Annotated in this window: 7 protein-coding genes; 2 read left to right on the top strand and 5 right to left on the bottom strand. The window is 62.6% G+C overall.

From position 1 onward, the window contains the following. Positions 1 to 27: 27 nt before the first annotated feature. The 3 genes from Q1V60_RS16770 to Q1V60_RS16760 all read right to left on the bottom strand — a co-directional run bounded on the left by Q1V60_RS16770 (position 28) and on the right by Q1V60_RS16760 (position 16,619). Positions 28 to 2,769 carry a hypothetical protein gene (locus Q1V60_RS16770; protein WP_300632492.1) on the bottom strand — a complete coding sequence of 914 codons (2,742 nt, stop codon included), beginning with the start codon at positions 2,767 to 2,769 and terminating at the stop codon, positions 28 to 30. Between the two features lie 149 nt (positions 2,770 to 2,918). Further along, on the bottom strand, positions 2,919 to 15,815 hold the full coding sequence (locus Q1V60_RS16765) for a non-ribosomal peptide synthetase (protein WP_300632514.1): 12,897 nt from the start codon (positions 15,813 to 15,815) through the stop codon (positions 2,919 to 2,921). A gap of 51 nt (positions 15,816 to 15,866) precedes the next feature. Then, positions 15,867 to 16,619 (bottom strand): alpha/beta fold hydrolase, encoded by a 753-nt coding sequence (locus Q1V60_RS16760; protein ID WP_300632489.1) that lies wholly within the window; start codon positions 16,617 to 16,619, stop codon positions 15,867 to 15,869. Positions 16,620 to 16,919: 300 nt separating this feature from the next. Here Q1V60_RS16760 and Q1V60_RS16755 point away from each other — a divergent pair, with 300 nt between their 5' ends. After that, positions 16,920 to 17,471: an RNA polymerase factor sigma-70 gene (locus Q1V60_RS16755; RefSeq protein WP_300632486.1), complete on the top strand. Its 552-nt coding sequence runs from the start codon at positions 16,920 to 16,922 to the stop codon at positions 17,469 to 17,471. A 40-nt stretch (positions 17,472 to 17,511) separates the two neighbouring features. Here Q1V60_RS16755 and Q1V60_RS16750 read toward each other — a convergent pair whose 3' ends face one another. Together Q1V60_RS16750 and Q1V60_RS16745 are read right to left on the bottom strand one after the other, a co-directional pair. Next, positions 17,512 to 18,300: a transporter substrate-binding domain-containing protein gene (locus Q1V60_RS16750; RefSeq protein ID WP_300632483.1), complete on the bottom strand. Its 789-nt coding sequence runs from the start codon at positions 18,298 to 18,300 to the stop codon at positions 17,512 to 17,514. Positions 18,301 to 18,393: 93 nt separating this feature from the next. Then, positions 18,394 to 19,017 carry a TetR/AcrR family transcriptional regulator gene (locus Q1V60_RS16745; RefSeq protein ID WP_300632480.1) on the bottom strand — a complete coding sequence of 208 codons (624 nt, stop codon included), beginning with the start codon at positions 19,015 to 19,017 and terminating at the stop codon, positions 18,394 to 18,396. 153 nt (positions 19,018 to 19,170) lie between these two features. Between Q1V60_RS16745 and Q1V60_RS16740 the strand changes: the two genes are divergently transcribed. Beyond that, complete coding sequence (locus tag Q1V60_RS16740) at positions 19,171 to 20,949, top strand: acyclic terpene utilization AtuA family protein (RefSeq protein WP_300632478.1); 1,779 nt, start codon at positions 19,171 to 19,173, stop codon at positions 20,947 to 20,949. Positions 20,950 to 20,959 lie beyond the last annotated feature (10 nt).

Below are 20,959 nucleotides of genomic sequence, written 5' to 3'. Positions count from 1 at the left end.
TGCTTGATCCACCTCGGTTAACTATTGTTAGACTTCTTCCAGTTTAAGCAAAGTCACCCCAAAGTCGTTACCGACTTGATAGCCCATTCTGTGATTATTAACACTGAGTCTCGCGGTGCTTGAGGTAGCTACGAATACCCCTTCAAGTGTCTGCCAGCTTGTTGCAGGAGGCTCTATCTCACTGGTTATTTTTTTTCTGTCAACGGCCAGCGCAACGCGCGGGTTAGCGCCTTGTCCACTGCTATTACAGACCAAGGCCGAGAAGCGATATGAGCGCCCCGATTCCAGATCGGTGAAAATCTTAAACATTTTCTCGCTCTCAGTAACAGGGTCGGATGTATCTGTATAACTGTAATCACGCAACCAGTAACCCGTCCGGCCGCCAAATGGATCATTTCTCAATGCCAGATCTCTGGGGTCTGCTGCGCCTGCGCCTCTCTCCCAACCATTCCAGCCTTTGCCGGATGGGTCAAAATCCGTGAGGTCATAAAGCGCTTTAGTGAACGCCAACGTCAACGGCTGAAAATCGATCTCAACGCTTGCGGCCGGATCTGAGCCTATGAAATGCGAAAAGTTAAGGGTGATCGACGTACTACGTTTTAACTTCTCTAAATCAGAATGTGGAATCAGACACGACAATCCGTCCCTATCACCGCTTTCGAGGAGCCTCGCCATAATCGACAGTGTGATCGGAGAGCCATCTTCCGCAGTTCCCTCAAGTGTCATCATCGCGAAATGCCCTACCATGAAAAACCACCACGCCCAATCGACATCGGCATCGGTACTTTTGACGATAACTTCTGCATCCTTCCCAGGAAAAGTACGCAGATCCAAGATGCCGCCAGTGGCCTGTTTCACCACTGGGCGAGGGCGCCTCTGCATGAGTGGCTCACCGACCTGCAACTCAAGTGTCTCGGACACCATCTGCCTGCAGGCGTTGATCACGGTATAAGTGATCAGTGCCGTTTTGCGGAAGCTGGTGATTACCTGTTCGCGGGATGCAAGAAAAGTGACCGGGCAGGACGTATTCTTCTGCAAGGGCAGTGACCAGCAGTTGTCCTCCCCTTCCAGGCACCATTGGGCAGTGTGCTGGTGGCTGGATTGACGTCCCTCGTACGCCGCCTCCACATGCACGCCCTTTTTCCCGTTCCACGGAGTTAACTCGCTGCCCACCGCTTCGGTGACTGTCGGAGCATTCAACACCAGGTACTGCTGGCTGATCGAAAATACCCGCACCGGAAACTCGAAGGCGGTTGCCCGATTACACTTGCCATAAAAGCTCGCGGCAAAATGCAGCTCAAAGTTTTTGCAATCGGCAAACTTCTTCAATTCATTGCGCGCAATAGGCGCGTTAACACCATTGGCCAGCCATTGGGCAGTGAGAGGCTGATCGCGTAATACGTCGAACCGGTAGTCGCTACCGTCTTCACATGTTCCGCTCACCCACATCCAGCAACATTCACCCTCCTGTGCGTAGTCCCAAATGGGTACCACACCGGTGGCATTACCAGTAAAAGTATTGAGATCAACGATGCCCACTGTCGCTTCTTCAATACACGGCAAGGTCAGTTGCGGAGCAAGCACTTTCACCGGGCGAGGGAGAGAACTCTGCGGTTGATAATCGCTGAACTGAACACTGTAGTTCAACACCATCGTCTTGTTGAACAGCGCTGCAATGATGTGCGGGGCAACATCGAATGACAGGCTGGTCTGCCCCTTACTCACGTCCTTGCAGCCCAGGGCTACCGGCCCATAATCAGGGCCTGACGCATAGGCACAGACATGGTCATTTTCGAACATGCCGTCATAACTAACAATGGCATGCCCTCCATTGACGGTGTTGACCGGATTGACCTGCCAGTGACCAGCAGGATGCTCCACCGACTCAAGCAAGTGCGGCGAGTTCAGAACCAGTGTCGTATCGACCAGCACCGCCGAGCTGGTGCGCAGATGGAAGTCCTCTGCGTTAACAGGAAGCGGGTTTTCATACAGCGGATCACCAGGCGCAGGATACACAGGGGCCGTGGTATCCCAAATGACACCTGAATGGGCGGTGATCGTCGAATAGTCGTCCAGTCTCGATAACCAGTGTCGTGAGAGAGCAAACTCGAAAACGTGGCCTTCATAAGCCTCATGGGCCTGCACTACATGATCCAGTGCCACCCAGATGAAGCGGTACGGCACGACATGCTGATTTCCGGCCACTGTGACAAATAGACGCTGGCCCGGGTAGATCATCGGCCAGGCCTTGATTTCGACAGTTTCATCGCCGCCCTCCAGCTTCGATATTCTCAGCCGCCAGGTGTTCGGCAACTCCTCCTTGGAGTGAGCAAACTTCGGCCTTGATACAACTAAGTGTTCCTCTCTGATTTGCTGGACTGCCAACTCAAGCGTGTTGGATTCCTGTACACGACCTCCCACAATGGCTCTGTAGCTGAAAAGTACGGTGTGGCCGATGCAGTAACTGATCAGTTGCGCCGGGATATCGACGACTTTAACCCCGTTTGCCACGGAAAAGGGCTCGAAGGCTGGCTCATTCTGCCCCTTGATAGCCATGTAAAACTTGACGTCGGTGGCCCCCGGCGGCAGTGTCAACGTCGCTGTTGTACCGTTGATTGCATCTATGGGATACAGCAGATTGTTGTTCGCTGCGAACTCAATGATTGGGTCAGGCAATTGCACTACTTCCAGCGCCTCTGTTTGCGGTGGTAACGCAATGCTTACGGCTTGAGCAGAAGATGTACTTTTCGGAGCGATCTTTCTAGCCATGGTAAGACTCCTGTCCAGCGTAAGATGGTCATCTGAGTTGGCCATGAGGCCAGGAACTGGATTTATCTAACGCTTGAATCAGGAGTTTTCCTACTGTCAAAACTCACAGTTCTGCCGACACAATCGGTCATTTTCGATGAGCGGTCAGCTCAACGCCCCTCCAACTGCGCCATCAAATCACTCAACCGATCCACCTTCTCGGCACTGATCTCATTGCCCGCCACCCCCTCGATATACTCGGCCAACTCCGCCACCGTGCTGCACTCGAACATCGCCCGCAGCGGCACATCGCGCTGCAAGGTTTTCTGTACGCGTGAAGCGATCTGGGTGGCCAGTAATGAGTGCCCGCCCAATTCGAAGAAGTTGTCCTGCACCCCTACCCGTTCGACTTTCAGCACTTGGGCCCAGATCGCGGCCAGGGTGGTTTCCAGGTCATTACGCGGCGCCAGGTAATCGTGGCTGTGCAACTGGCCGATCTCCAGGCCCGGCAGGGCCTTGCGGTCGAGTTTGCCGTTGGCGTTGAGCGGCAGGCGCTCGAGCCACAGCCAGTGCAGCGGCACCATGTACTCCGGCAGTTCGGCGCGCAGGCGTTGCTTGATGCGGTCCAGGCGCTCGCCTGGGTTCAGGGTGTTATCGGCGGCGACGAGGTAACCGACGAGGTGCTTGCCGTTGACGCCCTCCTGCACGCCGACCGCCGCATCACGCACCTCGGGCTGCTCGTGCAGGCGCGCTTCGATTTCACCCAGTTCGATGCGGTAGCCGCGAATCTTCACCTGGTGGTCAATACGCCCGACATACTCCAGCACGCCGTCAGTGCGCCGACGTGCCAGGTCGCCGGTGCGGTACAGCCGCTCGCCCGGTGCGCCGAACGGGTTCGGCACAAACACCGGTGCGGTGCGCAACGGGTCGCTGACGTAGCCACGACCGACACCGGTGCCGGCCACGCACAGTTCCCCGACAGCCCCTTGGGGCACCAACTGCAGTGCGCCGTCCAACAGGTACAAACGGTTGTTGTCAGTGGGCGTACCGATCGGCAGGTAGGTGCCACGGGTCGAGGCCAGGTCGACGCGGTAGAACGCCACATCGTCCGAGCATTCCGCCGGGCCGTAAGCATTGACCAAGCCGATCTGCGGGTAGCGCAGCAGCCATTGGCGCGCCAGTTCCGGCGGCATCGCTTCACCGGTCGGCAGCATCCAGCGCAGGCCGTCGAGGCGGATGGGGTCCTGGGCAAGCATGCTCTGGATCAGCGAAGGCACGCTTTCCAGCACGGTGATGCCCTGTGCCTGGACGTGGGCCAGCAAGCCCTGGGGATCATGAGCAAAGGCGTTCGGCACGATATCCACCCGTGCGCCAAACAGCGGCGCGGCAAGGAACTGCCACACGGAAATATCGAAACTTTGCGAAGCGGTCTGCGCGATCACGTCAGCGTCGCTCAGTTGCAGGTACGGCACCTTGCTTAATTGGTTGTTGAGCATGCCGCGCTGTTCGACCATCACGCCTTTGGGCAGGCCGGTGGAGCCCGAGGTGTAGATCACGTAGGCGAGGTTGTTCGGGGCACTGTAGAGGCCAGGGTTCTCGCCACGGGCGGGGATTTCCTCCCACACCAGCAATTGGCAGTCGACGCCTTCGAGCAGTTCGACGGCCTGTTCGCGGCTCGCTTCGGTGCACACCAGCAAGGGCGTGCGGCTCAGGTCGATGATGCGGCTCAGGCGCGATCCCGGCAGGCCGGGGTCCAGAGGCAAGTAACCGGCGCCGGCCTTGAAGCTGCCGATGATCATGCCGAGCAACTCCAGGTTACGCTCGGCCAGCAGGGCCACCGGTTGGTCCGGGCCGACACCGGCAGCAATCAGCGCATGCCCCAGGCCGTTACTGCGCCGGTTCAACTCGTCATAGCTCCATTGCCGGTCAAGGCAACTGGCGGCGATACGCTGCGGATGCCGCGCTACCTGCTCCTCGAACAACTCGATATAGCTGCGCGCCAGCGGGTAGTCGCGTTCGCTCTGGTTGCAGCCGTCCACCAGGAACTCGCGCTCCTGTTCACCGATCAGCGGCAAGTCGGCCATCTCGCCATGGAAGCCCTGCACCAGCGCCAGCAACAGGCGCTTGAACTCGCCGAGCATGCCTTGCACGGTGGTTTCATCGAAGTAGCGCTGGTCGTAGGACAGGTGCAAGCCCAGGTCATCGCCGGGATAGCACACGGCGGTCAGCGGGAAGTTGGTGTGAGTACGGCCGGAGTCCGAGGTGGCATTCAGGCTTTGCGCATGGCTGAGCACCGAGATGTCCACCGGGGCGTTTTCGAACACGAACAGGCTGTCGAACAGCGGCTGGCCCTTGGGCAGTTCGCTGTGTTCCTGAATAGTCACCAGCGGCAGGTATTCGTACTCGCGCAGTTGCATATTGCTGTCGAGCAAGCCGCTCAACCACTGGCGCACGCTGCATCGCTGGTCATCCTCGGGCAGCTTCACGCGCAGGGCGACGCTGTTGATAAACAGGCCCACGGTGCGTTGCATCTCGGGCATGTCCACCGGACGCCCGGCCACGGTAACGCCGAACAGCACGTCGCGATCTCCGCTCAAGCGCCTCAGCACCAGCGCCCACGCCGCCTGGGCGAAGGTGTTGACGGTGAGCTGATGAGCCTGGGCCAGCTCGCGCAATTGCGCGCCATCATGCGCATCCAGGCGGGTGTAACAGTCGCCCACCACCATGCCGCCGCTGTGGCCTGCATGTTCGCGCAGAAACGGCCGGTCGCTCGGGATCGGCGTGGTGCGCTCCAAACCTTGCAGGTTGTGCCGCCACCACTGGCGCGCTTCGTTGAGGTCCTGGCGTTGCAGCCAGGCGATGTAGTCGCGGTAGCGCGGCGGCGTGGCCAGTTGCGCGTCGCGCCCTTCGCCCAGCGCGCTGTAGATTTCGAAGAAGTCATTCATCAGCAGCGAACGGCACCAGGCATCGATGAGAACGTGGTGGTTGCTCATCATGAACCAGTAGCGCGCCTCGCCCACGCGGATCAGACGCAGGTGGAACGGCGCCCGGTTGAGCAGATCGAACCCGGCTTCGCGCTCGGCCTTGAGCAAGGCTTGCAGGCGCGGCTCGTGCTCGCTCTCGGGGTCGGCGCTCCAGTCCAGGTAGTCAATCGGCGTGCTGCCCGGTTTGTGGATCACTTGCAGCATGTCTTCGCCGATGTTCCAGCAGAACGAGGCGCGCAAGGCTTCGTGGCGGGCGATCACCCGTTGCCAGGCCTCGGCGAAACGCTCGGGGTCCAGAGCGCTGTCGATGCGGTAGCGGTCCTGCATGTAATACAGGCCGGTGCCCGGTTCCAGCAGGGTGTGCAGCAGCAGGCCCTCTTGCATCGGGGTCAGCGGGTAGACGTCTTCGATGGCGCCGGCCGGTACCGGCAAGCTGTCCAGTTGCGCCTGGGTCAGCGGTGCCAGTGGGAAGTCGGACGGCGTGAGGCCACCGGCACCGTCCGTGAGGCAATGGGCGATCAGGCTGTGCAGCTCGGCCAGATACGCCTCGGCCAGTTCGCGGATCGTCTGCTGATCATAGCGTTCGCGGCTGAAGGTCCAGCGCAGCACCAATTCGCCGCCGTACACCTGGCTGTCGACACTCAGCTCGTTGGGCAGCGGTGCGTCTGGGTCGTGTGCAAGGCCGGCGGGCTCGTCCAGCGGATGGAACAGCGCATCGGCGCCGAAGCTCTGGTCGAACTGGCCAAGATAATTGAAGGTAATGGCAGCGCTAGGCAGCGCCGCCAGGGTGCGTTTGCACAGGTCGTCCGCCAGGTAGCGCAGCACGCCGTAGCCAAGGCCTTTATGCGGTACGCCGCGCAGTTGCTCCTTGATCGCCTTGATCGAATCGCCCTGCTCCGCTTGCGGGGTCAGGCGCAACGGATACGCACTGGTGAACCAGCCGACGCTGCGCGTGAGGTCGATCTCATCGAACAGGCTTTCACGGCCGTGGCCTTCCAGTTGAATCAATGCCGACTCGTGACCGCTCCAGCGGCACAGCACGCGAGCCAGGGAGGTCAGCAACAGGTCGTTGACCTGGGTGCGGTAAGCGCTCGGCGCTTGTTGCAGCAACTGCCGAGTGCGCTCGACATCCAGGCGCACGCTGAGCGTTTCGGCGTCACGATTGCGCAGGGCGCCGTGGGGACGGTCCACCGGCAACGCCAGCGCCGGGCCGGCCAACTGCGCTTGCCACAGGCTCAATTCTTCGCGCAGGGATTCGCTATGGGCATAGGCCTGCAAGCGCGCCGCCCAATCGCGCAAGGCGCTGGTCTTGGCCGGCAGGCTGACGGACTGGCCTTCGCTCAATTGGCGATAAACGGTTTGCAGGTCTTCGAGCAACACGCGCCACGACACGCCATCCACCACCAGGTGATGGATGGCAATCAGCAGGCGCTGCGCGCCTTGCGGGCCGTCTACCAGCAAGGCGCGCAGCAGCGGGCCGTGTTGCAGGTCGAGGCTGCGCTGGGTGTCGGTGAACAGCGCGGCGCAGTGGTCCATGTCGCGCACCTGCGCCTGCATCAGCACACCGCCTTGCGGCACGGCCAGGTGCTCGGCGTGCCACTGGGCATCGCGTTCGGTAAAGCTCAGGCGCAGCGCGTCGTGATGTTCCAGCACCGCCAGCAGGGCTTGCTCCAGGCGATGCGGGTCGAGCAGTTGCAGCGGCTTGAGCAGCAGCGCCTGGTTCCAGTGCTGACGCGCCGGAATGTCGCTGTCGAAGAACCAATGCTGGATCGGCGTCAGGCCCGAACGGCCGGTGAGCACGCCTTGCTCGGCGCTGACCTGCTCGGCACGCGTGGCGACGGCGGCCAGGCTGTGCACGGTTTGATGCTGGAACAGGTCACGCGGGCTGAAATGAATACCCGCCTGCCGCGCACGGCTGACCACCTGGATCGACAGGATCGAATCGCCGCCCAGCTCAAAGAAGTTATCGTCCAGGCCGACTTGCCGCACGTTCAGCACCGCGCACCAGATCGCTGCCAGGGTTTGCTCCAGCGCGTTGCGGGGCGCCACGTACTGTTGGCGATTGGCCTCGGGGTCCGGCTGCGGCAAGGCGTGCCGGTCGAGTTTGCCGTTGGCGGTCAGCGGCATGCTGTCGAGCACGATCACATGGGCGGGCACCATGTAATCCGGCAAGTGCGCCTTGAGGTGCGCCTTCACCGCGTCGCGCAAAGCATCGTGCTCCGCATCGCTGGCCAGGTACGCCACCAACTGTTTGCCGCTCGGCGAATCCAGCGCCAGCACCACCGCCTCACGCACGGCTTGATGCTCCAGCAGGCGGGTTTCGATCTCGCCCAATTCGATGCGGAAACCGCGAATCTTCACCTGATGGTCGATACGCCCCAGGTATTCCACCCGCCCGTCGGCACGCTGGCGCACCAGGTCGCCGGTGCGGTACAGGCGGCCACCATTCGTAGTGAACGGGTCGGCGACAAAACGTTCCGCCGTCATGCCTGGGCGCTGGTGATAGCCCTGGGCCAGGCCTGCGCCGCCGATGTACAACTCGCCGGTCGCGCCTTGTGGCACCAGGGCCAGGTCGGCGTCGAAAATGTACGCCACGCGCTCGCCGATGATGCTGCCGATCGGCACGCTGGCGGCGCCCTCCTCCAGGTGCTCCGGCGCCAGGCTGGCCAGTGGCATCACCACGGTTTCGGTCGGGCCATAGGCGTTGAAGAACACCTCCGGCTGGAAGGCCCCGCGAATGCGCTGCAGGTGCTCGCCGGTCAATGCTTCGCCGCCGGTGATGCACATGCGCACCGGCAGGGTTTGATTTTGCGTTGCCAGCCACTGCGCCAACTGGCTGCCGTAGCTGGGGGTAAACCCGAGAATATTCACGCGATGGGTGCGGGCCAGCGCGCAGATGTCTTGCGCGTCCCACTGGCCCTGGGCACGCAACACCACCTGCGCACCGCTGAGCAACGGCACCAGCAAGCGCTCGGTGGCGGCGTCGAAGTTGATTGAATAAAAGTGCAGTTCGCAATCGTCCGGGCGCATGCCGAAACGCTCGATCACGGCCTGGCAATGCATGGCGATTTCACCATGGGACACCACCACGCCTTTGGGCTTGCCGGTGGAGCCGGAGGTGTAGATCAGGTACGCCTGGTGTTGCGGCAGGCTGATAAAGGGCAGCTCGCCGGCCGGGTAATTTTCCAGCTTGGCCGAGTCCTCTTCCAGGCACCAGCACGCCAGCGTTTGCGGCAGTTCGCCGAGGGCCTGGAACATTGCCGCATCGCTGAGCAGCAGGCCGATGCCGCTGTCTTCGATCATGTAATGCAGTCGGTCCAGCGGGTATTCCGGGTCCAGGGGCACGTAGGCGCCGCCGGCCTTGAGGATCGCCAGCAGGCCGATGACCATCTCCAGCGAACGCGGCAGCGCCAGGCCGACCCGCACCTGCGGGCCGACGCCGCGCTCGCGCAGCATCCAGGCCAGGCGATTGGCGCGGGCATCGAGTTGGGTATAGCTGAGGGTTTCACCGGCAAAGGTCAGCGCCGGTGCATCGCCACGCTCACGCGCCCGTCCGCTGAACAGTGGGTGAATGCACTGGTCGAGGCGATGCTCACCGGCTTCGACGCCCAGGCTGTCCTGCAAGGCGCGCTGCTCGGTGGCCGTCAACAACGGCAATTCGCTGAGGCGCTGTTGCGGGTTGTCGATCAAGGCTTCCAACAGGTTGCGCCAATGCTCGGCCATGCGTGCAATGCGCGGTTCGTCGAACAGATCGGTGCTGTAGGTCAGGCAGCAGCCCAGGCGATGGTCGAGGTCGGTGACTTCCAGGTTGAGGTCGAACTTGGTGGCGCGGGCATCGTTGGCCAGGTACTCAACGGTCATGCCGGCCAGTTGGCGGCTTTGCTGGAACTCCCAGCGCTGCACGTTGCACATCACCTGGAACAGTGGGTTATACGCCGCGCTGCGCGGCGGTTGCAGCGCCTCCACCAGATGATCGAACGGCAGGTCCTGATGGGACTGGCCTTCGATCACGGTGTGACGCACCTGCTCGAACAACTGCGCGACACTCATCTGCCCATTGAGTTGGCAACGCAACACCTGGGTATTGAGGAACGCGCCGATCAGCCCTTCGCTTTCCGGACGAATTCGGTTGGCCACCGGCGCGCCGATGCGCAGGTCGGTCTGGCCGCTGTAGCGGTAGAGCAACACGGCCAGGGTCGCGGTCATGGTCATGAACAGAGTCAGGCCATGCCTGGCGTTGAAGGCGCGTACGCGGGCGGCCAGTTCATCGCTCAGGCCGAAGCGGTACAGCTCGCCCCGATGACTTTGCACCGCTGGGCGTGGGCGGTCGCCGGGCAGTTCCAGCAGCGGATGTTCGCTGCCCAGTTGGGCGGTCCAGTAATCCAGCTGACGTTGGCGCTCGCCCGATTCCAGCCACTGGCGTTGCCACACGCTGTAGTCCAGGTACTGCACCGGCAGCGGCGCCAGCGGTGAGTCGCGCTCGTCGATGAAGGCTTCGTACAGGGCACTGAGTTCACGGGCAAAGATGTCCATGGCCCAGCCTTCGGTAACGATGTGGTGCAGGGTGAGCACCAGGTAATGTTCCTGGTCGCCGGCCTTGACCAGGCAGACGCGCAGCAGCGGCCCGCTTTCCAGGTTGAAGGGCGTATGCGCCTCCTGATCAGCCACTTGCTGCAAACGCTGCCGGCACTCGGCTTCATTGAGTGCCGAGAAGTCCTGCCAGCCCATGCGCAGGCCGGTCTGTGGCGAGACCTTTTGGCAGGCCACGCCATCGACGCTCGGGAACGTGGTGCGCAGGGTTTCATGACGCATGATCAAGGCCTGCAACGCCGCCTCGAAACGCCCCACGTCCAGCACGCCGCGCAAGCGCGCCATACCACCGACGTTATAGGCCGGGCTGTGCGGTTCCATCTGCCAGAGGAACCACATGCGTTGCTGGGAATAGGACAGCGGCACCGGCACGCTGCGGTCGACCCTGGCGATTGCGGTCTGTTGGTTGCGTTGGCCCGACGCTTGGATCAGGCCCACGTGGGCGGCGAAATCGCCCAGTTCGCTGGCGTCGAACAGTGTGCGCAATGGCAGTTCGACGTCGCAGGCCTGGCGGGTGCGGGAGATGATTTGGGTGGCCAGCAACGAGTGGCCGCCCAGGGCGAAAAAGTCGTCGCCCAGGCCGATACGTGGCAGGCCGAGCACGTCGCGCCAGATCGCCGCAATTTGCTGTTGCAGCGGCGTCTCGGGGTCGACGTGTTCGCGGGTTTGCCGCACGGGCTCCGGCAGTGCGCGGCGGTCGAGTTTGCCGCTTGGGCTCAAGGGCATGGCGGCCAGATGCATCAGGTGGGCGGGCACCATGTACTCGGGCAGTTGGGCGGCCAGTGCGGTTTTTACCGCCTGTGCATCCAGTTCGGCAGGGGCGGTGTAGTAACCGATCAACTGGTCGTCACGCACCAGCACCACGGCGTGGGCGATGCCCTCCACAGCCAGCATGCGCGCTTCGATTTCCTGCGGTTCCACCCGAAAGCCGCGCAGCTTGACCTGCTGATCGAGACGGCCGAGGTAATCAAGCACGCCGTCCAGGCTCCAACGCGCACGGTCACCGGTGCGATACAGACGCGCCCCGGCCTCGCCCAGCGGGTCGGCGACAAAGCGTTCGGCGGTGAGCCCCGCACGGCCGAGGTAACCACGCGCCAGGCCGATGCCGCCGATGCACAACTCACCGGGTACGCCGGCCGGCAGCGGGTTGAGCTGTTCGTCCAGCACCCGGCAGATCACATTGCCCAGGGGCCGACCAATCGGCGAGCGCTCGCCGTCCGCCACCGTGCAATGCCAATGGGTGACGTTGATCGCGGTTTCGGTCGGGCCATAACGGTTGTGCAATTGCACCGCCGGCAGCCGTGCCAGTACGCGGTCGCGCAATTGGGCGGACAAGGCTTCGCCGCCGCAGAACAGGCGTCGCAGGCGGGTGCATTCAGCCACCAGTGGTTCATCGATAAACAGCTGCAACAGCGGCGGCACGAAGTGCAGCGTGGTCACGCCATGTTCCTGCACCAATTGTGCGATGCGATGCGGGTCACGATGCTCGCCAGGGCCGGCCAGCACCAGACGGCAACCGGTGATCAGCGGCCAGAAGCACTCCCATACCGACACATCGAAACTGATCGGCGCCTTTTGCATCAGCACGTCGCTGGCGTTCAGTTGATAGGTGGCCTGCATCCACTGCAAGCGCTCGGCCAGCGCCGCGTGGGTATTGCCCACGCCCTTGGGCTGGCCGGTGGAGCCGGAGGTGTAGATCACATAAGCGAGATTGTCGCCGTGCAGGTGCAGGCCCGGTGGCTGGGTCGGCCAACTGTCCAGGTGCAGGCTGTCCATGGCGATCACGCACACGCCTGGGGTCGTCGGCAGCCGTTCCAGCAATGAGGTTTTCGTCAACAACAGGTGCACGCCGCTGTCCTTGAGCATGTAGGCCAGGCGTTCGGTGGGGTAATCCGGGTCCAGCGGCACATAGGCGCCACCGGCCTTGATGATCGCCAGCAGGCCGATCAGCAATTGTGGCGAACGCTCGGCGGCAATGCCCACGCAAACATCCGGGCCGACGCCTTTGTCGCGCAGGTAATGCGCCAGGCGGTTGGCCTGGGTATGCAGCTGGGCGAAGCTCAGGCTGGCGCCTTGCCAAACCAGCGCGGTGGCGTCCGAGGTGTGCTGGTTGAGCAACTCGGGCAACCACTGTTGGGCCGGCGCGCAGGGCGCCTGGCCCCACGCGTGTTGCTCGTCCACTGCGGTCAATTTCAGCTCGCCCACGGCTTGCTGCGGTTGCGCGCAAACCGCTTGCAGCAGGTTGACGTAATGCTCGGCCAGGCGCTGGAGGGTTGCGCCGTCGTACAGCTCATCGGCGTAGTCGAAAGCCAGGCTCAAGCGCCCATTGCGGTCTTCTTCGCTGTGCAATTGCAGGTCGAACTTGGCTTCACGGCTGTGCCACGGCAGTTCATCGGCGAGCATCCCCGGCAGGCGGCGCAGGGCGCTGAGGTCACGTTGCTGATGGTTGAACATGACCTGGAACAAGCCCTGTTCGCGCGCCTGGGGGAAGGCCTCCAACAGTTGTTCGAAGGGCAGGTCCTGATGCGCCTGGGCATCCAGGGCAGCCTGGCGCGTTGCGGCCAACAGCTGGTTGAACGGCAGGCGCCCGTCGAGCTCGGCCCGTAGCACCAGGGTGTTGATGAAGAAACCCACCAGGCCTTGGGTTTCCTGGCGCGGACGATTGGCATTGGGCACGCCGATGCGGATATCGCGCTGGCCGCTGTAGCGATACAGCAGGGTCTGGAACACCGCCAGCAGCAACATGAACGGGGTGGATTCATGGGCCTGTGCGGTCTGGCGAATCGCGTCACTCAGGTGGGTGCTCAGGCGCACGCTATGCCGCGAGGCGCTGTTGCGGGCCTGCGCCGAGCGCGGGTGGTCAGTGACCAGGTTGAGGCTCGGGTGCTCGTCCCCCAGCGTCGCCTTCCAGTAGGCCAGCTGCCGCCGACCTTCACCGGCGGCCAGCCATTGGCGCTGCCAACTGCTGTAGTCGGCGTATTGCAGGGCCAGTGGCGGCAACGTCAGGGCCTGGCCCTGGGACGCTGCAGCGTAGAGGCGTGAGAACTCGTCGATCAGAATATTCAGCGACCAGCCATCAGCGACGATGTGGTGCAGGGTCACCAGCAACTGGTGGTCTTCAGCCTCCAGGCGTACCAGGGTCACCCGCAGCAGCGGGCCTTTTTCCAGGTCGAACCGGATGCGTGCCTGGTCTTCGCGGACCTGTTGCGCGCGGGCTTCGCGCTCGGCGCCGGGCAGGTCGCCGAGGTCGATGACGTGCAGGTCGAACGCCACGCTGGCCTCGATGCGCTGGAACGCCTGGCCGTCGCGCTCATAGAACCGCGTGCGCAGGGCTTCGTGACGCTGGATCAGTTGCTGGAAGCTTGAGCGCACCGCGTCCTCGTCCAACTCGCCGCGCAGGCGCAGGGCGCCGGGGATGGTATAGGCGCTGCTGTGGGGGTCCAGTTGCCAGGTGATCCACAAGCGGTTCTGGGCCAGGGATTGCGGCAGGTCGTCCTGGCGCGACAGGGCATGCATCGCGCCTTGTGCAACGCCGCCGTCCTGCTGCAGGTGCGCGATGCCGGCGGCGAAATCCTGCAAGGTGGGCGCTTCGAACAACAGGCGCAAGTTCAGTTCCAGGCCCAGGGTTTCGCGCAAGCGCGCGACCACTTGGGTGGCGCTGATGGAGTTGCCGCCGAGCAGGAAAAAGTGATCGTCGGCGGCGACCGTTGCCAATTGCAGCTGCTCACACCAGATCGCGGCGATCTGCTTTTGCAGGGCAGACTCCGGCGCCAGCGCACTCGCCGGGGTATGCGGGTCGGGGAATTGCGCATAGCGGTCGAGGCTGCCATCGGCATGGCGCAGCGCACACGCCGCCCGTTGCACTTTGCCGCTGGAGGTTTTCGGCAGCGCGCCCGGGTTGAGCAGCAGCACCACGCACGGCGCTTGCTGATAGGCCTCGGCCACCGCTTGGCGAATCGCCTTGATCAGCGCTTCAGGCGGCAGGATTTTCTGCACGCTGCGGCTGATTTCCGCGGCAATGCCGATTCCTTCCTCGCCTTGGTCATTCACCGCAAAAGCCGCAACCCGGCCCTTGCGCACCACCTCGACCTCACGCTCGATGGTTTGCTCGATGTCCTGTGGGTACAAATTGTGCCCGCGTACGATCAACAGGTCTTTCAAGCGCCCGGTAATGTACACCTCACCGTCACGGATAAACCCCAGGTCGCCGGTGCGCAACCAGGCCCGGCCGGCGTGCTGGACAAAGGTTTTGCCGCTGGCTTCGGGGTTGCGCCAGTAGCCATGGGCAATGCTCGGGCCGCTGGCCCAGAGTTCGCCCACACAGTTGTCGGCCAACTCGCTCAGCGTGTGGGGGTCGGCGATCAGCACCGCGTGGTCCGGCTGAGCGGTGCCGCAACTCATGATCGCACTGCCCTGCCCCGGCTCGGCGCGGTTGGCGGCCAATGCGTGCGTGTCCACGCGCAGCGCGGGAATGCCTTGGCCACGGCGGCCCCCGGCGACAAACAAGGTCGCTTCGGCCAGGCCATAGGAAGCGAAGAAATTGTTCGAGGTAAAGCCACAGGCGGCGAACTTTTCGGCAAAACGTTCCAGGGTATCCAGGCGGATCGGCTCGGAGCCGGAATAGGCCACGCGCCAGGTGCTCAGGTCCAGGCGCTGCAGGGCAGACCCGCTGACCCGTTCGCTGCACAGGCGATAGGCGAAATCCGGGCCACCGCTGATGGTGCCGCCGTATTCGCTGATCGCTTCCAGCCAGCGCAACGGCCGCGCCAGGAAGTAGGCCGGCGACATCAGCACGCACGGCACGCCGCTGAAGATCGGTTGCAGCAAGCCGCCGATCAGGCCCATGTCGTGGTAAAGCGGCAGCCAGCTGACGATTACATCGTCCGGATTGAGGTCGATGCCAAAGCCGCGACGGATCAGCACTTCGTTGGCCACCAGGTTGCCGTGGCTGACTTGCACACCCTTGGGCAGAGCGGTGGAGCCGGAGGTGTATTGCAGGAAGGCGATGTCGTCGGGGTGCAACTCGGGGGCGACCCAGCGGTTGGCGAGCTGGGCGTCGAGGGTGTCCACACTCAAGACCGGGGGTGCATTTTCAATCTGCGCCAGGCCATCGCTGAGGCTGGCGATGGTCAGCAGCAGGCGCGGCTGGGCATCGCTGATGATCGACAGCAAGCGCTCCTGGTGATGCCGTTTGGTCGATTCCGGCGGGTAGGCCGGCACCGCAATCACTCCGGCGTACAGGCAGCCGAAGAACGCCGCGACATAGTCCGGGCCGCTGGGAAACAACAGCACCGCGCGCTCGCCCAACGCGGTATCGGCTTGCAAGGCGGCGGCGATGGTGCGGGCGCGTTGGTCGAGGTCACGGTAGCTGAGCACCACGCTGTGCTCGGCCGACTCGGCCAAAAAGCGCAGGGCTATCTGGTCCGGCGTCCGGGCGGCACGACGTTGAAGGGACTGGACCAGAGTGCGGGGGAGTTCGAAGGCGTCCATGATGGGGTTCCTGCCTGAAATCGGCTTACGGGAAATACGGAAAGTCGGTGAGATTCAGCCGGCGACGCGTTGCCGCGCCGCACTACTGCGCCAGCGCGCCAGGTGTGCGTCGGCGTAACGGCGCACACAGCGCAGCACGGCGCTTTCGTGCTGCACGAGGAAGAAGTGATGACCGTCGAACATGTCCAGGGAAAAGCCGCTGGCGGCATCGAGTTGCCAATCGAGCAATTGGTCGGCGCGCACGCTGTCCTGCTTGCCACCGAACACATGGATCGGCACGCCCAGCGGCTCGCGCTCGCCGTAGGTGAAGCTGCCGCACAGCAGGAAATCGGCGCGCAGGATCGGCAGCATCAACTGCATCAACTCATGATTGGCCAGGACGTCCTCGGCGGTGCCCTGCAGTTCACGCAAGCGGGCGATCAGTTGCTCGTCGGTCTTCTCGATGGCGTACTCGCTCACATCGCGGCGCGCCGGGCCGGCAGTGCCGGAGGCAAACAGCGCCAGCGGGGCCGGCGCATTGCGTGCGTTCAATGCGTGCGCCAGCTCGAACGCCAGCAGGCCGCCGAGGCTGTGGCCGAACAACGCGTAAGGGCCATTCAGGTCACGGCTGATTTCAACCGCGAGTTGGGCCGCCAGGGCCTTGATATCGCGCTGTAACGGCTCGCCCATGCGCATCCCGCGCCCCGGCAGTTCCAGCGGGCATACCTGCAACCAATCCGGCAGCACCCGGCGCCAACGTACGTAGACCGAGGCGCTGGCGCCTGAATGGGGCAGGCAAAACAGGCGCAACGGCGTTGGCGTACTCATCACTCGAGAACTCCAAGCGCAAACATGCTGTGTGCACGATAAAAACCCATTTCGCCCTCCTGCGGGTGCTGATCCTTGGCCGTTTGCTAACGGACCTGTCACCCAGAAGAACGGACGGCCCCGGCAAATAATTAGTCGCAGGGAGCGAGCGAGACGTGGTTCACGCCCGGCCCGAAGGCACAAGATTAGTTCGTCTTCTCATTTGACAATCATTATCATTAAGCATAATTTGTTGCCCGATGTGTAGGAGGCTTCAGCACGGACGCCCTCCCCTAACCTATTTGCAGTAAGGTGATTTCCATGACGGAACAAGTATCCACAGGCAGGTGCGACTCACCTCTTCTCCAAGCTTTCGTCGACAATCGACTGATACTTGTGAAGATCGCAGCGCGTATTACCGGCTGTCGTTCCCGTGCCGAGGACGTGGTGCAGGACGCCTACTTCCGGCTGCAATCGGCGCCGACGATCACTTCTTCGTTCAAGGCTCAATTGAGTTATCTGTTCCAGATCGTGCGCAACCTGGCGATCGATCATTACCGCAAGCAGGCCCTGGAGCTCAAATACTCCGGGACCGAAGAGGAAGGCTTGAATGTGGTTATTCACGGCGCTTCACCGGAAACCTCCCACATCAATTTCAGCACCCTGGAAAACATCGCCGACGCACTGACGGCCCTGCCGCAGCGCACCCGCTATGCCTTCGAGATGTATCGCCTGCATGGCGTGCCGCAGAAGGACATCGCCAAGGAGCTGGGGGTTTCGCCGACGCTGGTCAACTTCATGATTCGCGATGCGCTGGTGCACTGCCGCAAAGTGTCGGGCAACCATAGCGATACGTTTGCGCGCAGGCTCTGAAAGAAACAACGCAGACCTCATATGGATCTGGGTGTTGTTTTCAGGGCAGTGGCGTTAGATCAATGCGATACGGCTGGAAGATTTTCAGCATCTGACCGTCATCCCGCAGCCGCTTGAGCAACCCGGCAAACGCCGGCCCGCTGATCGGGGCCTGGGGCCGTAGCAAGGCGTAATGGTGGTAGACCTGATCGATGCGCTCCGACACCAGGAATTTTCCCGCCATGTCGGCGTTACGCGCCATGAAATCGCTCAGGTACGAACGGGTGACCAGGGCGATATCGGCACGCCCGCGAGCGACCATCAACAAGTTGCTGTCGTGGGAATACGTCAAGGTGGCGTTGAAGTGTTCGGCCAGGTATTTGGGGTCGGGGTTGAAGCGGGCGAAGGCGTAGTGATAACCGCTGAACATCGCCAGGCGCTTGCCGGCAAGGTCGGTGAAAAAGCTCTGGTCGCGACCGGGTTCACGCTCGGCGACGAAGATTTCAGCGTCCTCCAGCCCCATATCCACAGTGACATGCGCGACGTTCGTCCAGCCCCAGGACGGGTTTTCAAAGATCGCCATGTCGACCCGGCCTTGCTCGAAATCGCGAAAACGCCGTGGGATCGAGGTGGGCACCAGCACGAACTGATAGTCGCGTTGCACGGCATTCAGCGCTTCGACCAATTGCGGCAGCAAACCGGTATCGGCGCCTTGCTCGGGGCGCACGGTATAAGGTGGAAAATGCGCCGCGCCAACCCTCACCAACTGCGCCGCACCGGCTTGCGTCCAGCCCGCGCTGCCCAGTGCCCAAAATGTAAGTCCTGCAGCCAGCCGCCATGGCGAAAACATCTAGGCACACACCGTTGAATTTTATGATGGCTTTAAGCTAGGCGTTTTTCCCTGGAGAGACAACTTTTCGCCAGCAAATTAATAGCTTGCGCCTCAGTCCGCCTTGAGCACCATCAGCAGGGCCTCTTCGGCCAGTTCTTCGAGTGTGAGGTTGCCTTGGGTGCGCAACCAAGTGGTGGTCCAGGATAATGCGCCGGTCAGGAAGCGCCGGGTGATAAACACGTCGCCCTTGATGTAGCCGGCGGACTTGGCTTCGCCCAGTACCTGCAGCCAGATGTCCTCATACACGTCGCGCAGGGCCAGGACCTGGGCCTGACCTTCGGCCGACAACGAACGCCATTCGTACACCAGCACCGCCATCGCCTCGCCGCTGCCGCCCATGATCGACTGCAATTCGCAGCGGATCAGCGCCAGCACGCGCTCGCGCAGCGTGCTCGCCTGCTCCAGCGCAGCCCGCATCATGGCGGTGTTGTAGAGGATGGTTTCTTCCATTACCGCGCGCAGGATCTCGTCCTTGCTCTTGAAGTGATGAAAGATACTGCCGGACTGGATGCCCACCGCGCCGGCCAGGTCGCGCACGGTGGTGCGCTCAAAGCCCTTGTTGCGAAACAGATGAGCCGCGGTTTGCAGCAACTTGCCCCGTGCACTCTCCGGGTCGGTCAATTGGCCACCGTCGACCAGGGTGCGCATCACTTGCAGGGCTTGGCGGTCATCCATACTGCTGTTCCTAATATCTACTATCGTCTTGGCGGGCAATTTAGGCCGTGGCCGCTACCCAAGCAAGCGCTTGGGCAAAACTTGTGTGCAGGGTTTACAAACCAAGCACTTGCTTTGTAGCCTCGCAACCAGCCATTGGAGGAAGAATTTCTCATGAGCAAGACGGTTCGTATCGGCTGTGCCAGCGCCTTCTGGGGCGACACCTGCACCGCCGCCGCCCAATTGGTGCACGGCGGCGCCCTGGATTACCTGGTGTTCGATTACTTGGCGGAAGTCACCCTGTCGATCCTCGCCGGTGCGCGCATGAAGAACCCCAGCGCCGGTTACGCCCCGGATTTTGTCGAGGTGCTCACGCCGTTGCTGGCCGATATCCAGCGCCAGGGTATCCGTGTAATCAGCAATGCTGGCGGTATCAACCCCCAGGCCTGCGCGGCGGCGTTGCAAGCGGCCTGCGACGCCGCCGGGGTTGCCCTGAAGATCGCCGTGTTGCTCGGCGATGACCTGCAACCGCGCCTCAAACACCTGCCTGACGTCACCGACATGTTCACCGGCGCCCCGCTGCCGCCCGCGTGTGTATCCGCCAATGCCTACCTCGGCGCTCCGGGCATCGTGGCGGCACTGAAGCTCGGCGCCGATATTGTGATTACCGGGCGCGTGGTCGACAGCGCAGTGACCAGCGCGGCGCTGGTGCATGAGTTCGGCTGGTCGTGGCAAGACTATGACCGCCTCGCCCAAGCCGCCCTGGCCGGGCACATCATTGAATGCGGCGCGCAATGCACCGGCGGCAACTTCACCGATTGGCGCGACGTGCCGGACTATGAGCACATCGGTTTTCCCATCGTCGAAGTCAGCGCCGACGGCCAGTTCACCGTGAACAAGGTCGAAGCCAGCGGCGGCTTGATCAGCGAACTGAGCGTGGCCGAACAACTGCTGTATGAGATCGGCGACCCACGCGCCTACCGGCTGCCCGACGTGGTCTGCGATTTCAGCCAGGTCAAAGTACAGCAGCAAGGCAAACACTGTGTGCGCCTGCACGGTGCCAAAGGTTTGCCACCGACCGATCAATACAAGGTCAGTGCGACTTACCTTGATGGTTTCCGCTGCACCGCCAGTTGCCTGCTTGCCGGCATCGATGCGGTGGCCAAGGCCGACCGGGTCAGCCAGGCCATCATCAACAAAACGTCGGAACTGTTCAGCCAACGCGGCTGGGCACCCTACACCGACGTGAATATCGAACTGCTCGGCAGCGAAGCCACCTACGGCGGCCACGCCCAACGCCGAGATTGTCGCGAGGTGGTGGTCAAGTGGACGGTGTGCCATCCGAGCAGGCAGGCGCTGGCCCTGTTCGCCCGCGAAATCGCCCAGGCCGCCACCGGCATGGCGCCGGGGCTGACCGAAATGGTCGGTGGCAGGCCCAGGGTTTCTCCGCTGATCCGGCTGTTTTCGTTCCTGATCGACAAGCCGGACTGCGCCGTGACCCTGGCCTATCAAGGCGAACACCACACCGTCGAGCTACCCGCCGCATTGGCGCCGCTCACCCCGGCCGCGCCCATCGAACCGCCCAAACCCCAAGGCCGTGCCGACGCCAGTGTGCCGCTGGTGAAACTTGCGGTGGCGCGCTCCGGCGACAAGGGCAACCACAGCAATATCGGCGTGATCGCCCGCGCCCCCGAATACCTGCCGTGGATCGCCGAAGTGCTCACGCCCGAAGTGATCGTCGACTGGATGAGCCACGTTCTGGACCCGGTGTATGGCCGTGTCGAACGTTGGTATCTGCCTGGCAGCCACAGCCTTAACTTTCTGCTGGAAAACGCCCTGGGCGGCGGCGGCATCGCCAGCTCGCGCATCGACCCTCAAGGCAAGGCCTTCGCCCAGCAACTGCTGGAAATCCCCGTCGCCGTGCCGCAACACATCGCGGATCTGCTCACTTAAAGGACAGTCG

It is taken from the genome of Pseudomonas sp. (assembly GCF_030147005.1).
In the GTDB taxonomy this organism is placed as follows: Bacteria; Pseudomonadota; Gammaproteobacteria; order Pseudomonadales; family Pseudomonadaceae; genus Aquipseudomonas.
This window is presented reverse-complemented; position numbering and strand designations above follow the sequence as displayed.

Bases quoted from the DNA above. Each gene is read 5' to 3' on its own strand.
- Q1V60_RS16755 (WP_300632486.1), top strand. From the start codon at position 16,920: ATGACGGAACAAGTATCCACAGGCAGGTGCGACTCACCTCTTCTCCAA.
- Q1V60_RS16750 (WP_300632483.1), bottom strand. From the start codon at position 18,300: ATGTTTTCGCCATGGCGGCTGGCTGCAGGACTTACATTTTGGGCACTG.
- Q1V60_RS16740 (WP_300632478.1), top strand. From the start codon at position 19,171: ATGAGCAAGACGGTTCGTATCGGCTGTGCCAGCGCCTTCTGGGGCGAC.
- Q1V60_RS16760 (WP_300632489.1), bottom strand. From the start codon at position 16,619: ATGAGTACGCCAACGCCGTTGCGCCTGTTTTGCCTGCCCCATTCAGGC.
- Q1V60_RS16770 (WP_300632492.1), bottom strand. From the start codon at position 2,769: ATGGCTAGAAAGATCGCTCCGAAAAGTACATCTTCTGCTCAAGCCGTA.
- Q1V60_RS16745 (WP_300632480.1), bottom strand. From the start codon at position 19,017: ATGGATGACCGCCAAGCCCTGCAAGTGATGCGCACCCTGGTCGACGGT.